Genomic DNA, 14763 nt, shown 5'->3' with positions numbered 1-14763 from the left:
ACCCGCCCAGCCCGCGGGGCTATGGTCGGCGGATGCCGGGCCAGCCGCACACGTCCAGGCGGGTCATCCGCGAGGTGGCCGCCGTCGTCCTCACCGAGCTGCCGTCGTTCGCCGACCGGCTGACCGAGCGGGGTGCCGTCGAGGAGAAGACGTTCTACGCGCGCGGCGACTGGGTGGCGCCCCCGGACATGCGGCAGTCGTTCATGGACAACGCCCGCAGCGCGCTGGTCCTGATGACCGAGGGGTTCGACACGCGGACCGGCTGGAGCGCGGCGCCGCTGGCCACCGGCCGCCGCCGCGCCGAACAGGGCGTTCCCCTGGAAGCGGTGCTGCACCTGTTCCGGCTGGGCACCGAGCTGCTGTGGGAGATGCTGCTGGCCGTGGCCCGCCGCCGGTCACCGGAGGAGCTGACCGAGTTCGTCGACGGCGTCATGGTGCTGTGGCAGGCGACCGACCGCGTCTCGACGGCGATGGTCGAGGGGTACCGGTCGCGGGAGATCCAGCTGCAGGCGCGGGCGAACCGGCGCCGGGAGCGGCTGGTCCGGGTGCTCGTCGAGGGCCGGGGCGCCGACCCGGCCGTGGCCGCGGAAGCCGAGGCGGACCTGGGGCTGCCCGGGCACGGCCGGTACGTCGTGGTCCTCGTCGCCTGCGATCTGACGGCCGAGGACATGGTGCCCGCACCGGAACTGGCGGCGCTCGGGGTGCGCGTGGTGGTGGCGCCCTACCGGGACCGGGTGGTCTGGCTGGTCGAGCTGGGCGGGATCACCGCCGGGCGGCTGGCCGCCCTGCTGGCGCCGCACCTGCGGCACCGCGCGGGCCTCTCCGGCGAGGTCGACGGCCTGGCCGAGATCGGCATCGCCCACCAGCTGGCGGAACTCGCGCTGCACACGCAGGCCCCGGACGCGCCGGGGCCCGCTCTGCTGGACGACAGGCTGCCCGAGGCGCTGGTGGTCGCCAGCCCGCGGCTGGCCCACCGGCTGGCCGCCCGGGCACTGGGCCGCGTCCTCGACCTCGACGACGAGGAGCGCCGGGTGCTCCTGGACACCCTGCGGGCCTGGTTCCGCGCGGACCGCTCCCCCAGCCGCGCGGGCGAACTGCTGTACTGCCACCGGAACACCGTGCTCAACCGGCTGCGGAAGCTGGAACAGCTCACCGGAGCGTCCCTGGAAGACGACCGCCACCAGCTGTGCTGCCGCCTGGCCCTGATGGCCCACGACCACCTGAACCGCGAATGACTCGCCCGCGGGAAGCCCGCGGACGAGTCACCCACGCCGGTTCAGGAGGCGCTGCAGCTGACGCTGGGCCAGGTCCGGTTCCCGTTGGTCATGATGGTGACACCCCAGTTGTTGCCGCTGCCGTTGGGTGTCGCGATCAGCACCTGGCTGCTCGGCCAGGTGGCGTTGATGTTCCAGGTGGCACTGATCCGCTCGGGGCTGGGCACGTTCATCGTGACCGTCCACGAGGACGAGCCGCTGACCGAGACGTTGAGGTTGTACCGGTCACCCCAGGACTGCCCGGCCGAAAGCGTTGCGGTGCAACTGCCCCCGCCCGGTGTCGTGGTCGTGGTGGTCGGCGTCGTCGTCGGGGTCGTGGTGTCCGTCGTGGGGGTCGTCGGGGTCGTGGTCGGGCCGGGGCCGGCCGCGTTGAGCGCGTTCAGCACCGAGGTGTAGGCGGCCTTCTTGTTGCCGTTGCCGTCGAACAGCAGCGGGCTTTCGCTGGACCGCCAGGAATCGCTGTCCCGCACGCCCCACACGGTGATGCCGACGCAGCGCGCGACGTTCATGCACGCCTGGGTCAGCGCCGAGTACTGCCCGGTGTTCGCGTTCGTGACGTCGACCTCGGTGAGCGCCACGTCGACGCCGAGCGCCGCGAAGCTGGAGATCGTCTGCTGGAAGTTGCCCGGCACCGAGCTGCCGCCGGTGAAGTGGGCCTGCAGGCCGACGCAGTCGATCGGCACGCCGCGGGACTTGAAGTCCTGGACCATCCGGTAGACGCCCTGGGTCTTGCCGTAGCTCCAGTTGTCGATGTTGTAGTCGTTGTAGCAGAGCTTGGTCGAGGGGTCGGCCGCGCGGGCGGTCTTGAAGGCGACCTCGATCCAGTCGTTGCCGGTGCTCTGCAGGTTCGACGACCGGCGGCTGCCGTCTTCGTTGAACGCCTCGTTGACGACGTCCCAGTAGGCGAGCTTGCCCTGGTAGTGGGCCATCACCTTCTGGATGTGGTTGATCATGGCGTTGCGCAGGTTGCTGCCGCCCATGTTCTGCATCCAGCCCGGTTGCTGCGCGTGCCAGGCGAGGGTGTGGCCACGGACCTTCGAGCCGTGGCTGACCGCCCAGTTGTAGATCTGGTCGCCCGACGAGAAGTTGAACTGGTTCTGGTTGGGCTCGGTCGCGTCCGGCTTCATCTCGTTCTCGGGCGTCACCATGTTGAACTCGCGCGCCGCGATCGTGGTGTAGGCCGACTGGCCCAGCCGGCCGGCGGCGATCGCCGTGCCGAAGTACCGGCCGGACTGCGCGGCCGCGGCACCCAGCGTGCTCGCCGCGGCGTCCGCGCCCGGTGCCACCACCAGCACGGTCGCGGTCGCGGCCACGGTCGCCACTCCCGCCAGCACTCGAGTGGTGGTCGAGCGCCACCAGCGCCTGCGGCGCAGGTCCGACGAACTTTCCGCCATTCCGTGGTCTCCTTCGTGAAAGTTCCCCCGTGTCAGCAGGACAACACGCCGCCGGAGCACCACGCAAAAAGTTTCGATCGACTTTCGGACCGACACCACCCGTCCTGGCCGAAACGTCGAAAGTTTCGTGCCACGCCGATGTCGATCTCGGCACTGTGTACGGCGTAGGAATCCGACTGGGAGGTTTGCTTTGAGCTGGAGACATCCTGTTGCCGCGGTCCTGGCCGCGGCGCTGGCGACGAGCGGCGTCGGCACCGGGACCACGGCGCAGGCCGCGGAACCGGATGCCGCCCCCGCCCGGACGGTCACGCTCGTGACCGGCGACCGGGTGGTGCTCGCCGGGTCCCGTGTGGTCTCCGTCCAGCCCGGCGCGGGCCGGGCGGAGGTGGCGTTCGAGCAACGCACGGACGTGACCGGGGACGTGCACGTCACGTCGTACGACGCGCTGCCCCGCGTCCGCTCCGGGCAGCTCGACCCGCAGCTGTTCGACGTCACCCGGCTGGTCGCGTACGGCTACGACGACCAGGCCCGCGGCGACCTCCCGCTGATCGTCGGCAGCGGCGCGACCGCGGCCCGCGCGAGCGGCCTGCAGGCGGTGCGGGAGCTGAAGAGCCTCGGCGCGACCGCGGTGCGCGCGGCCAAGGGGACCAACCTGCTGGCGCGCACGCCGAAGGCCGCCGCGCCGCGGATCTGGCTGGACAGCCCGGTCCGGGGCACCCTGGACCGCAGCGTGCCGCAGATCGGCGCGCCCGCGGCGTGGCAGGCCGGGCTGACCGGCGACGGCGTCACCGTCGCCGTGCTCGACAGCGGCGTCGACACCACGAACCCGGACCTGACCGGCGTGGTCGCCGACGCGAAGGACTTCTCCGGCAGCGCCACCGGCACCGCCGACCGCTTCGGGCACGGCACGCACGTCGCGTCCATCGTCACCGGCCGCGACGCGAAGTACCGCGGGGTCGCCCCGGGCGTCCGGCTGCTCAACGGGAAAGTGCTCGGCGACGACGGCTCCGGCCTGCAGTCGGCCATCATCGCCGGGATGGAGTGGGCCGCGAGCGACGGCGCGAAGGTGGTGAACCTGAGCCTGGGGACCCGGTTCCCGAGCGACGGCACGGACGCGCTGTCGCAGGCCGTCGACCGGCTCACCGAGCAGACCGGCACGTTGTTCGTCGCCGCCGCCGGCAACGACGGACGGCAGGTGTCCAGCCCCGGCGCGGCGACCGCCGCGCTGACGGTCGGCGCCGTGGACTCCGGCGACGAGCTCGCCCCGTTCTCCAACCGCGGCCCCCGCGCCGGCGACGGGGCGATCAAGCCGGACCTCACCGCACCCGGCGTCGGCATCGCGGCCGCGAAGGCGCACGACAGCGTGCTGGGGACCAGCGAGCCGTCGGTCGACGAGTACCACGTGCGGATGTCCGGCACGTCGATGGCGGCCCCGCACGTGGCGGGCGCGGCGGCGATCCTCGCCCAGCAGCACCCGGACTGGAAGGCACCCGAGCTGAAGGCCGCCCTTATGGGGAGCGCCAAGGCCTGGCCGGGGACGTCGGTCTTCGAGCAGGGTGCGGGCCGGGTGGACGTCGCGAAAGCCGTCACCCAGCCGGTGGTCGCGAGCCCGGCCAGTATCAGCCTGGGCACCGCCCAGTGGCCGCACGACGACGACCGGCCGCTGGTGACCACGATGACCTACCGCAACGCGGGCACCGCGCCGGTGACGGTGGACCTCGGCACCGACGTGCGGGGCCCGGACGGCGTGGCCGCTCCCGCCGGCATGTTCACCGTCACGCCAGCCTCGCTGACGATCCCCGCGGGCGGGGCCGCGCAGGCGACGGTCACGGCGGACACCCGGGTGGCCGGCCCGGACGGCGGCTACCAGGGCGTGGTGCTCGCCGGTGACGTGCGCACGCCGATCGCGGTCACCCGCGAAGCGGAAAGCTACGACGTCAAGCTGTCCTTCCTCGACGACCAGGGGAACCCGACGGAGAACTTCTCCTACGACTTCACCGATCTCGACGTCTCACGCAGCTTCGGCAGCGATTCCACCACCGCTCGCGTGCCCAAGGGGCGGTTCTACTTCCAGGCCACGACGTGGACCGACGACCGGAAGTACGTGTTCGCCGTCGAGCCGGAGTTCGTCGTGACCGGCCCGGCCGAGCTCACCGTCGACGCACGCACGGCGAAGTCCGCCGACGTGCGGTTCGCCGACCGGCCGTCGGCGCGGATCGGGCGGGCCGCCTACGGGTTCGAGCGGGACGCGAGCTGGGGACGCATCAGTTCGTGGATGTACATCCCGGACTTCACCGACTTCCGCGTCCGCCCCTCGACGACGTCGGCGAGCAGCTTCGACCTCGCCGTCGAGGCGCAGGCGGCCGAGCCCGACGGCGCGGGCGGCTTCAGCACCAGCGGCTACCTGTACAACGTGCGCAACCACCTCCGCGGCTCGATCCCCGCCGACCCGGGCTTCACCGTCCGGGACCGGGACCTGGCCCGGGTGCGGACGGAGGCCGCGATCACGAAACCCGGCTCGATCGGCACCCGGGAAAGCATCGTCACCCGTCCCCTTCCGTTCGGCCTGGACGAGTTCTACTCCCCGGGTGAGCAGTGGTACCCGCTCTTCGCCGAAGAAGGGGTCAACCTGCTGCTGGACACCGCGCCGCGGAGCTACCAGCTCGGCCGGCCGGTGCTGGAGCGGTGGAACGCGGCGGTGTTCGGGCCCGCGTTCCCCGCCGGTCCGCGCAGCCGGGCGATCCGGCAGGGGGACACGATCGGGGTAGCCGTGCCGATGTTCACCGACCAGCACGCGACCCGGATCTCCGACGGCGCCGCCTTCTCCGCCGCGCACACGACGTTGTCCCGTGACGGCAGGGAGATCGGCGCTTCGGACACCCCCGGGCAGGGCACCTTCGTGGTGCCACCGGGTTCCGGGGTGTACGTCCTGCACGCCGACGCGACGCGGGACAACGCCTTGTCGTCGAAAGTGGTGGCGGACTGGACGTTCACCTCCGAAACGGCGCCGGGCACGACACCGGTGCCCCTGCCCCTGCCGGCCGTCCGGTACGCACCGGCGGTCGACGCCTGGAACCGGGTCCCGGCCCGGGTCCCGACGTACGTCCCGATCACCGTGGACGACAACGCCGGCGGCACCGGCAAGCTGACCGCGCTCAGCGTTTCCTACGACCGGGGCGCGACCTGGCGTGCGGTGCCCTTCACGGACAAGGGCGCGCTGCTCGTGCACCCCGCCGGAGCCGCGTCGGTATCCCTGAAGGCGACCGCGACCGGCCAGGCGGGCAGCAAGGTGGAGCAGACGATCATCGACGCATTCCTGCTGGCCGGGAAGGTGTAGGGGGCCCACGCTCAACCATTCCCGTCGCGGGACGTCTTCGATCAGGTGATCATCGAAGCGATCCGGGAGGACGTGCCGCCGCAGGCCGGCGCGCGTCCTCCCGGCCGGTGGCGGCGGTGGCTGTACGCCTTCGCCGTGTTCGCGCTGCTCGCGCAGATGGCGATCGCGATGATCACGACGGCCGTCGAGCAGTCCCCGACCATCGATGAGCCGGTCTACGTGGGTGCGGCGGTCTATTCCCTGGAACACCACACCCTGCGGTTCAACCCCGAGCACCCGCCGCTGGGCAAGCTGCTCATCGCGACCGGGCTCGCCTTCACGGACGTGCACGTCGACGCCGGTTTCGCCGGTGACCAGACGCAGCTCGGCCGGTACGTGCTCTACGAGTCGGGCCACGACCCGGGCCGGCTGATGCCGGCGGCCCGGCTGCCGGTGATCGTGCTGACGCTGCTGTTCGGGCTGGTCGTCTTCGCCTTCGCCCGCGAGCTGGCCGGCCCGGCCGGCGGGGTGGTGGCGCTGGCGCTGTACGCGTTTTCCCCCGACCTGATCGCGCACGGCTCGCTGGCCACCCTCGACGTGCCGATGGCCGGCTTCCTGGTGACGTCGGCGTGGCTGCTCTGGCGCGCCCGGCGGCGTCCCGCGCTTCACCTCCCCTTGGCGGGGCTGGCTTTGGGCGCGGCGGTGGCCACGAAGATGAGTGCGCTGGCCGCGGTTCCGGTGGTGCTGCTGCTGGTCGTGCCGGCGGTCTGGCATGGTCCACAGAGGACGCTGCGGCGCCTCGGAACCGGTGCCGCGGCGGCACTCGGCGTCGCGCTGCTCGCGGTCGCCGTGGTGTGGGCCGCCTACCTGGTCGTCGATCCGCGGCTGCGCTGGGTGCCACCGCCGGGGCTGCCGCCCGTCGAAGGCCTGCGATCGCTCGCCGGTCTGCTGCCGCTGCCGCAGCCGTACCTCGACGGCATGCGCGTCCAGTTCGGCTTCGAAGACCAGGTGTGGACCACGTTCCTGTTCGGCGAGCTCCACGTCGGTGCGGTGTGGTACTACCTCCCGGCCGCGTTGCTGGTGAAGACGCCGCTGGGCACGCTGGCGCTCTGGGCGGCCGGCGTCGTCGCGATGGTGGCGGTGCCCCGGCTGCGTCCGGCGGTGCCCTACGTGCTCGTCCCCGCGGCCGTGTTGCTGGCCTCGGCGATGACCGGCAGCCGGGACCTCGGCGTCCGGTACGCGGTGTTCGTGCCGATGTTCCTGGCCGTCGCGGCGGCCGGGGTGGTCGCCGTCCGCCGCCGGTGGGCGCGCGTCGCCGCGGTGGCCCTGCTCGCCTTCACCGCGGTCAGCTCACTGCGCACGTTCCCCTACTACCTGCCGTACTCCAACGAGGCGTTCGGCGGGCCGGCGCAGACCCACCGGCAGCTGCACGACTCGAACGTCGACTGGGGCCAGGACCTCGGCCGGCTGGCCGAGGTCCTGAAGCAGCGCTACCCGGGTGAGCGGGTGTGGCTGGTCTACAAGGGCAGCGGGGTGCCCGCGTGCTACGGCATCGACGCCGCGGACCCGCTCGCCGAGCCCCCGGAGGCGGTGCGCGGCCTGCTCGTCGTGTCGGATTCCGCGATGGCCAAGGCGGACGCCCGCCTGGCGGCGCTGATCCGCACCGGCACCCCGATCGACGAAGTCGGCCATTCCATCACGATCCTCCGGCGGCCGTGACGCCCACCGGTTCACGATGGGCAGTCGAGCGGGCGGCGACGTCGACCACCCCGATCCCGCCGACCAGCGCGCTGGGGCTCGCCTGACCCGTGAAACTTTCAGCCGCCGCCGGGCTCCGGCCAGCGGCGACGCCGGGCCTGCGGTGAACCGCTTGCCAGGACCGGGCCCCGTTGCGAACGATGGCGACGGGCCGGCCTGTGCACCGGCGGCCCCCTCGGCCGGCGGCGCGCCAGTCCTCCTGGCTCGGCCGGAGCCCCCAGCCCATCGACCTTCTGCGACGGAGATCCGATGTCCTTGCGCTTCCCCGGCCGGCGACGGGTACGGCTGACCGCCGCTCCCCTGCTCGCCGTCACGATCACCGCGGCCACGCTCGTCCCGGCCGCGTCGGCGGCGCCCGCTCCCCCGGCCACGCTGCCGGTCTACCGCGACACGCACTACAGCTTCGCCGAGCGGGCGGCCGACCTCGTCGCCCGCATGACGCTGCCGGAGAAGGTGCTGCAGCTGCGCACCAACAGCGCGCCGGCCATCCCGCGGCTCGGCGTGCAGCAGTACACCTACTGGAGCGAGGGCCAGCACGGACTCAACACCCTCGGCGCGAACACCAACGCGGGCACCGTCACCGGTGGCGTGCACGCCACCAGCTTCCCGACGAACCTCGCGAGCACGATGTCCTGGGACCCCGACCTGATCCAGCAGGAGACCACCGCGATCTCCGACGAAGCCCGCGGCATGCTGGACAAGTCGCTGTGGGGCGTCGCGCAGAACAACATCGGCCCGGACAAGAACAACTACGGCTCACTGACCTACTGGGCGCCGACGGTGAACCTCGACCGCGACCCGCGCTGGGGCCGCACCGACGAAGGCTTCGGCGAGGACCCGTACCTGGTCGCGAAGATGGCCGGCGCGTTCGTCAACGGCTACCAGGGCCAGACCGCGTCCGGGCGGCCGACGACGCCGTACCTCAAGGTCGCGGCCACCGCCAAGCACTACGCGCTCAACGACGTGGAGAACGACCGGCACGCGGACTCCTCGGACACCACCGAGACCAACATCCGCGACTACTACACCCGGCAGTTCCGGCACCTGATCCAGGACGCGCACGTCTCCGGCCTGATGACGTCGTACAACGCGATCAACGGCACGCCGTCGCCGGCCGACACGTACACGGCCAACGCCATCGCCCAGCGCACCTACGGTTTCGACGGCTACATCACCTCCGACTGCGGCGCGGTCGGCGACGTCTACGCGCCCGGCAGCCACAACTGGGCGCCGCCGGGCTGGACGACGGCCACTTCCAACGGTGGGACGCAGTGGACGAACACCGCCACCGGTCAGCAGGTTTCCGGTGCCGCGGGCGGCCAGGCGTACGCGCTGCGCGCGGGCACCCAGCTCAACTGCACCGGCACCGAAGCCACCGTGGCCAACATCCAGGAGGCCATCAAGGCCGGCGTGCTGTCCGAAGGCGTGCTCGACACCGCGCTGGTGCACGTGTTCACCATCCGCATGCAGACCGGCGAGTTCGACCCGCCGGACCGGGTGGCCTACACGAAGATCACCAAGGACGTGCTCCAGAGCGCCGAGCACCAGGCGCTGGCCGCGAAGGTCGCCGCGAACTCGCTGGTGCTGCTGAAGAACGACCCGGTCGCCGGCACCCAGGCCCCGTTGCTGCCCGCCGATCCGGCGAAGCTCGGCACCGTGGTGATCGTCGGCGACCTCGCGAACAAGGTCACCCTCGGCGGCTACTCGGGTGACCCCGCGCTGCAGGTCAACGCCGTGCAGGGCATCACGTCCGCGGTCAAGGCGGCCAACCCGGGCGCCACGGTCACGTTCGACGCGTGCGGCACCTCCACCGGCACCACCGCGGCGGCGAGCTGCTCGGCGGAGACGACGGCCGCGATCAAGACGGCGGACCTGGTCGTGGTGTTCGCCGGGACCGACGGCAACGTGGCCACCGAGGGCCGCGACCGCACGACGATCGCCATGCCGGGCAACTACGACTCGCTGATCGACCAGGTCAAGGCGGCCGGCAACCCGCGGACCGCGCTGGCCGTCCAGGCGGGCGGCGCCGTGTCCCTCGGCCACGCCGCGGGCATCCCGGGGATCGTGTTCAGCTCGTACAACGGCGAAAGCCAGGGCACCGCGCTGGCCGACGTGCTGTTCGGCAAGCAGAACCCCAGCGGACACCTGAACTTCACCTGGTACGCCGACGACGCCCAGCTGCCGGACATGAAGAACTACGGGCTGACGCCGTCGCAGACCGGCGGGCTCGGCCGCACGTACCAGTACTTCACCGGCACGCCGGCGTACCCGTTCGGCTACGGCCTCTCGTACGCGAAGTTCGCCTACTCCCGCATCCACGCGGACACCCCCTCCGTCGACGCGAACGGGCAGGTGACGGTGCACGTCGACGTCACCAACACCGGGAGCACGCCCGGTGCCACCGTCGCCCAGCTGTACGCGGCCACGGCGTTCACCGTCCCCGGTGTGGAGCTGCCGCGCCGGCGGCTGGCCGGCTTCGAGAAGACGAAGGTGCTCGCCCCGGGCCAGACCCAGCACCTGGCCATCCCGGTCCGGGTCGCCGACCTGTCCTTCTGGGACGAGGGGAAGCGCCGCGAAGTGGTGTACCCCGGTCAGTACCGGTTCGGGGTGGGTGCCGACTCCGCGCACCTCGCCGGCACCGCCGCGGTGGCCGTCACCGGGGCGTCGGTGCCGAAGACGCGGTACGTGACCGTGCAGCCCGGCCGGGTCGTCTTCGCGCCGGGCGAGCACCTCGACCTGACCGCGAAGAACCCGTGGATCGCCGACGACACCGCCCAGGCCGCGCAGCACGTGGCCGCCGACCACATCGTCGAGGCCGTGCACGACGACCAGTCGTTCGTCGACCTCTCGCGGGCCCGGATCGGCTACCGCAGCAGCGATCCGCGGGTGGTCCAGGTGAGCCGGACCGGCCAGGTGACCACGGTGGCACCCGGCGTCGCGACCATCAGCGTCACGGTCGACGGCGTCACCGGCACCACGCCGGTGGTGGTCGAGCAGCCGTTCACGCTCACCGCACCGTCCCAGGTGAAGGCGGGGACGACGTACACCGCCACCACCACGCTGCCCAACCCGGCGGGCGCCCGGCCGCTGCGTGACGTGGCGTTGACGCTCGCCGTGCCCGCCGGCTGGACCGCGAAGGCGACGACACCGTCGACGTTCGCCACCGTGGCCGCCGGGCAGACGGTGAGCACCACGTGGGAGATCGGCGTGCCGGCCTCGGCGCAGCCCGGCAAGTTCGACGTCTCGGCCCAGGCCACGTTCACGTCGGCCAACGGGCGGGGCACCGCAGTGGACGCGACCACCGTGCTGCTGCCCCACCCGCCGTACCCGTCGTTCGCGGCGGCGTACAACAACGTGGGTACCAGCGACGACGCCACGCCGGGTGCGGGCAACTTCGACGGCGGCAACGCGAGCTTCTCCAAGCAGGCACTCGCCGCGGCGACGCCCAGCCTGACGCCGGGCGCCACGTTCACCCACGACGGGCTGACGTTCACCTGGCCGGACGTCCCCACGGGCAGCCCGGACAACGTGGTCGCGGGCAGCTCGGCCGGCGGGCAGACGATCGCGATCTCGGGCTCCGGCACCACGCTGGGCCTGATCGGGGCGGGCGACTACGGCAGCCCGAGCGGCACGGCCACGGTGACCTACACCGACGGGACGACCGAGTCCCACTCGGTGAGCTTCGCGGACTGGTGGTCCAACGCGGCCACCGGCGGCGACATCCTCACCACCCTGCCGTACCTCAACAACAGCAACGGGCGGCTCGATCAGAGGGTGAGCCTGTACTACGCGCCGATCCCGCTGCAGCCCGGCAAGACCGTGCAGTACGTGACCCTGCCGGACGTGAGCGACGGAGCGAACATGGGCACGGCCGCGATGCACGTCTTCGCGATGGCGATCGGCTGACCGAGGGGACGCGTCCCGCCGGTGCTCCGGCCGGCGGGACGCCCCTTCAGCGGGTGCAGACGAAGCTCGCGGCGCTGTCCGGATCACCCGAGCGGTACCGGGACCAGCCCGGGTAGTCGCACAGCGGCCGCGTGCGCTGGTGGGCCAGGTCGGTGACGACCTGGTTCACCGGTGCACGGCCGGTTCCGACCCACCGCTCGAGTGCGGTGAGCGAGTCCCAGCTCGCCGCGAACGCCGGGGTCCCGAAGTTCGCGTGGTTCGCTCCCGGGACGACGTAGTAGCGCAGGAACCCGTCGGTCGCGTGCGGGCCCGCCACCGCGCGCACCCGCTCGTAGTAGTCGCTCGTCGAGTACGGGGAGACGAGTTCGTCCGCGGCGCCGTGCAGCAGGATCAGCTTGCCGCCGGCACGGGCGAACGGGCGCAGGTCCGCGTTGTTGCGGTCCTCGATCAGCGACAGGGCGCTGATCCGGCCGAGCCACTCGCCGGGGTGCCGGGGATCGATGTCCAGCGCGTTCCGGCCCGGGTCCCGGGTCAGGAAGTACTTGACCCACTGGTCCCAGTACTGCATCCCGTAGCCGCTGGTCACCGGCATCGGGTTGGCCGGCGGGGTGGTGCCGAAGCCGAGGAACGGCGTCCGCATGTCCGCGCCCGAGAGGAACGGGAAGCCGGGGTACTCCGTTTCCCCGCTGGCGATCCGGTACGGCCACCGGAACGGCGAGGACATCGCCGTCACGGCCCCGAGCTGGGCGTCCGAGAGGCACTCCGGGCCGGTGTCCGTCCCGCCCGGGCAGCGCAGCACGCGCGGGTCGAACCGGCAGCCCGGGTTCGAGACCACCCCGTCGGTCACCCCGTCCCGGCCGTCGCAGGCCTTGATGACGCTGTCGTAGAGGAGCGCCTGCTTGACCGGCGCCGGGAAAGCGCCCGGACGCGACAGCACCTGCGTCAGGTAGCCCAGGTCCAGGATCTCGGCGAGGTTGTTCCACGCCGGGTAGGCGGAGATCACGCCGTCGAACGCGGACGGCCACCGCTGGGCGACGACGAGCGCCTCGCGGCCGCCGGTCGACCCGCCGGCGAAGAAGACTTCGGACGGCTTCGCCGCGTAGGCGTGGCGGATGACGAACAGGCTCGCGTCGCGCGTCTTCTTGAGCGCGTCTCCGGCGGCGAAGTTGGTCAAGGCTTCGTCGTTCACGCCGAACGACCCGTCCAGTGACGGCGGCGAGGCCGGGTTCTGCCGGTGGCCGGAGTCGCTCGCGAAGGTCGCGTAGCCCCGCGCCAGCGGCGCCGGCCGATCGGCGGGACCGAACGGCACGTTCGCGGTCACGTCGGGGATGGTGCCGTTGAACCCGCCGCCGCCGAACATCAGCGCCCGGTGGTTCCACGCTTGGGGCAGCGCCACGCGCAGCTTGATCGACGGCGCGGCCGGGTCGACCGGGTAGAGCTCGGCGTCCACCCGGCAGTAGCCGCCGGGCACGACGGCGGCCGCCGCCGTGACCAGCCCGCCCGACGTCGGCAGGCTCATCGCCGACGCGGGAATCCGCAGCCCGGCCAGCCCGGCGCAGTCCGGCGCCGCGGGCGAAGCGAGCGCGGGTGCGGGGAAGCTCGCCGCCAGCACCAAAGCGGCCGAGACCGCGAGTGTCTTCCTCATCGCCCGGCCACCTGGTGCAGGTGCGCCCCCGGGACGGCGTCCGGGTCGGCCCGGACCTCGGCGGGGTTCGTCTCGGGCAGGAACCACGCGCTGGCGAAGGTGATCAGCCCCATCAGCGTGATGTAGAGGGCGACCGGCCACGTGCTCCCGGCCGCCGCGATCAGCGCGGTCATCAGGAACGGCGTCCCGCCGCTGACGATGATCGCGGAGAGCTGGTAGGACAGCGACGCACCCGAGTAGCGGACGTTGGGCGCGAAGAGCTCGCCGAGGAAGGTCGCGATCGGGCCGTAGGTGAGGCACTGGAACACGAACCCCACCGCCACCGCGACGAAGATCAGCGGCAGCGACGCGGTGCCGACGAGCCCGAAGTACGGGAACGCCCAGACGGCCACGCCCAGCCCGCCGATCAGGATCAGCGGGCGGCGGCCGATCCGGTCGGAGAAGTACCCGGACGTCGGGATCGTCGCGAGCATCGCCGCGGAACTGAGCAGCACCACCGCGAGCAGCGAGTCGCGCTGGAGCTTGAGCGTGCCGGTGCCGTAGCTCAGCAGCCCGGAAATGCTCACGTAGAACAGGCTGTTGGTGGCCGACATCAGCCCGCAGCCGAGCAGGATGGTCCGCCACTTGGTGCGCAGCACCTGCACGAGCGGCGCCCGGACCACCGGGCCTTCCTTGTCCGCCACGGCTTCCTGCAGCTGCCGGAACTCGGGGGTGTCCTCCACTTTGGCCTGGATGTAGAGCACCACCGCGAACATCACGACGCTGAGCAGGAACGGGATGCGCCAGCCCCAGGAGAGGAACGCCGCGTCCGGCATCAGGCCGCTGGCCGCGACGAAGATCAGGTTGGACAGGACCACGGCCACCGGCACGCTGGTCTGCCCGAAGGTCCCGGCGAAGCCGCGCCGCTTGGGACTGGCGGATTCGGTCAGCAGCAGCACGATCCCGCCCCACTGCCCGCCGGCCGCGATGCCCTGGACGAACCGCAGGATCACGAGCAGCGTCGGGGCCAGCGCGCCGACGCTCGCCGCGCTGGGCAGGCAGCCGATCAGGAACGTCGCGGCCCCCATCAGCGCCAGGCAGCCGACGACCACCGGCTTGCGCCCGTACTTGTCCCCGAGGTGCCCGGCGAGCACGCCCCCGACCGGCCGGGCCACGAACCCGGCCCAGAACGTGCTGAAGGCCAGCAGGGTCCCGGTCAGGGCCGACGCGTGCGGGAAGAACACCTTGGGGAAGACCAAAGCGGCGGCGGTACCGTAGAGGAAGAAGTCGTACCACTCGATCGAACTGCCGATGAGCCCGGCCGCCAGCAGTTTGCGGAAGGCCCGGCGCGGGGTCGCGGACAGTCCGGTGCCGGACTGCCCTTCGGGTTGGGTGAGCGGAATGGCCATGGGTGCCGCCTTCGTCGAGGAGCGCCGGGCAGGTGATGGCGGTGATGTTAAGACGGGGTTACCCTGCGGGCTGAGGTGTGGA

7 protein-coding genes are annotated in these 14763 nt (G+C 72.2%); 4 read left to right on the top strand and 3 right to left on the bottom strand.

The window, feature by feature from the left end; all coding sequences use genetic code 11:
* Positions 1 to 32: 32 nt before the first annotated feature.
* Entirely contained in the window at positions 33 to 1235 is a 1203-nt protein-coding gene (locus tag ACWEGE_RS08290; RefSeq protein ID WP_449659752.1) for a PucR family transcriptional regulator, read from the top strand.
* 41 nt (positions 1236 to 1276) lie between these two features.
* Here the strand turns inward: ACWEGE_RS08290 and ACWEGE_RS08285 are convergent, their stop codons facing one another.
* Positions 1277 to 2668 carry an endo-1,4-beta-xylanase gene (locus tag ACWEGE_RS08285; RefSeq protein WP_449659751.1) on the bottom strand — a complete coding sequence of 464 codons (1392 nt, stop codon included), beginning with the start codon at positions 2666 to 2668 and terminating at the stop codon, positions 1277 to 1279.
* Between the two features lie 190 nt (positions 2669 to 2858).
* Here ACWEGE_RS08285 and ACWEGE_RS08280 point away from each other — a divergent pair, with 190 nt between their 5' ends.
* The 3 genes from ACWEGE_RS08280 to ACWEGE_RS08270 all read left to right on the top strand — a co-directional run bounded on the left by ACWEGE_RS08280 (position 2859) and on the right by ACWEGE_RS08270 (position 11648).
* Positions 2859 to 6005 (top strand): S8 family serine peptidase, encoded by a 3147-nt coding sequence (locus ACWEGE_RS08280; RefSeq protein ID WP_449659750.1) that lies wholly within the window; start codon positions 2859 to 2861, stop codon positions 6003 to 6005.
* Positions 6006 to 6050: 45 nt separating this feature from the next.
* Positions 6051 to 7703, top strand: a complete 1653-nt coding sequence (locus ACWEGE_RS08275) for an ArnT family glycosyltransferase (protein ID WP_449659749.1) — start codon at positions 6051 to 6053, stop codon at positions 7701 to 7703.
* 288 nt (positions 7704 to 7991) lie between these two features.
* On the top strand, positions 7992 to 11648 hold the full coding sequence (locus ACWEGE_RS08270; protein WP_449659748.1) for a glycoside hydrolase family 3 C-terminal domain-containing protein: 3657 nt from the start codon (positions 7992 to 7994) through the stop codon (positions 11646 to 11648).
* A gap of 46 nt (positions 11649 to 11694) precedes the next feature.
* Here ACWEGE_RS08270 and ACWEGE_RS08265 read toward each other — a convergent pair whose 3' ends face one another.
* On the bottom strand, positions 11695 to 13293 hold the full coding sequence (locus ACWEGE_RS08265; protein ID WP_449659747.1) for a tannase/feruloyl esterase family alpha/beta hydrolase: 1599 nt from the start codon (positions 13291 to 13293) through the stop codon (positions 11695 to 11697).
* Positions 13290 to 14681, bottom strand: coding sequence for an MFS transporter (locus tag ACWEGE_RS08260; RefSeq protein ID WP_449659746.1), 1392 nt, complete (start codon positions 14679 to 14681; stop codon positions 13290 to 13292). The genes ACWEGE_RS08265 and ACWEGE_RS08260 overlap by 4 nt, the downstream gene beginning before the upstream one ends.
* Between the last annotated feature and the right edge of the window lie 82 nt (positions 14682 to 14763).

Source organism: Amycolatopsis sp. NPDC004747 (genome assembly GCF_053601335.1).
This window is presented reverse-complemented; position numbering and strand designations above follow the sequence as displayed.

Coding starts and splice junctions, on each gene's coding strand:
- ACWEGE_RS08265 (WP_449659747.1), bottom strand. CDS start 13,293: ATGAGGAAGACACTCGCGGTCTCGGCCGCTTTGGTGCTGGCGGCGAGC.
- ACWEGE_RS08270 (WP_449659748.1), top strand. CDS start 7,992: ATGTCCTTGCGCTTCCCCGGCCGGCGACGGGTACGGCTGACCGCCGCT.
- ACWEGE_RS08285 (WP_449659751.1), bottom strand. CDS start 2,668: ATGGCGGAAAGTTCGTCGGACCTGCGCCGCAGGCGCTGGTGGCGCTCG.
- ACWEGE_RS08290 (WP_449659752.1), top strand. CDS start 33: ATGCCGGGCCAGCCGCACACGTCCAGGCGGGTCATCCGCGAGGTGGCC.
- ACWEGE_RS08260 (WP_449659746.1), bottom strand. CDS start 14,681: ATGGCCATTCCGCTCACCCAACCCGAAGGGCAGTCCGGCACCGGACTG.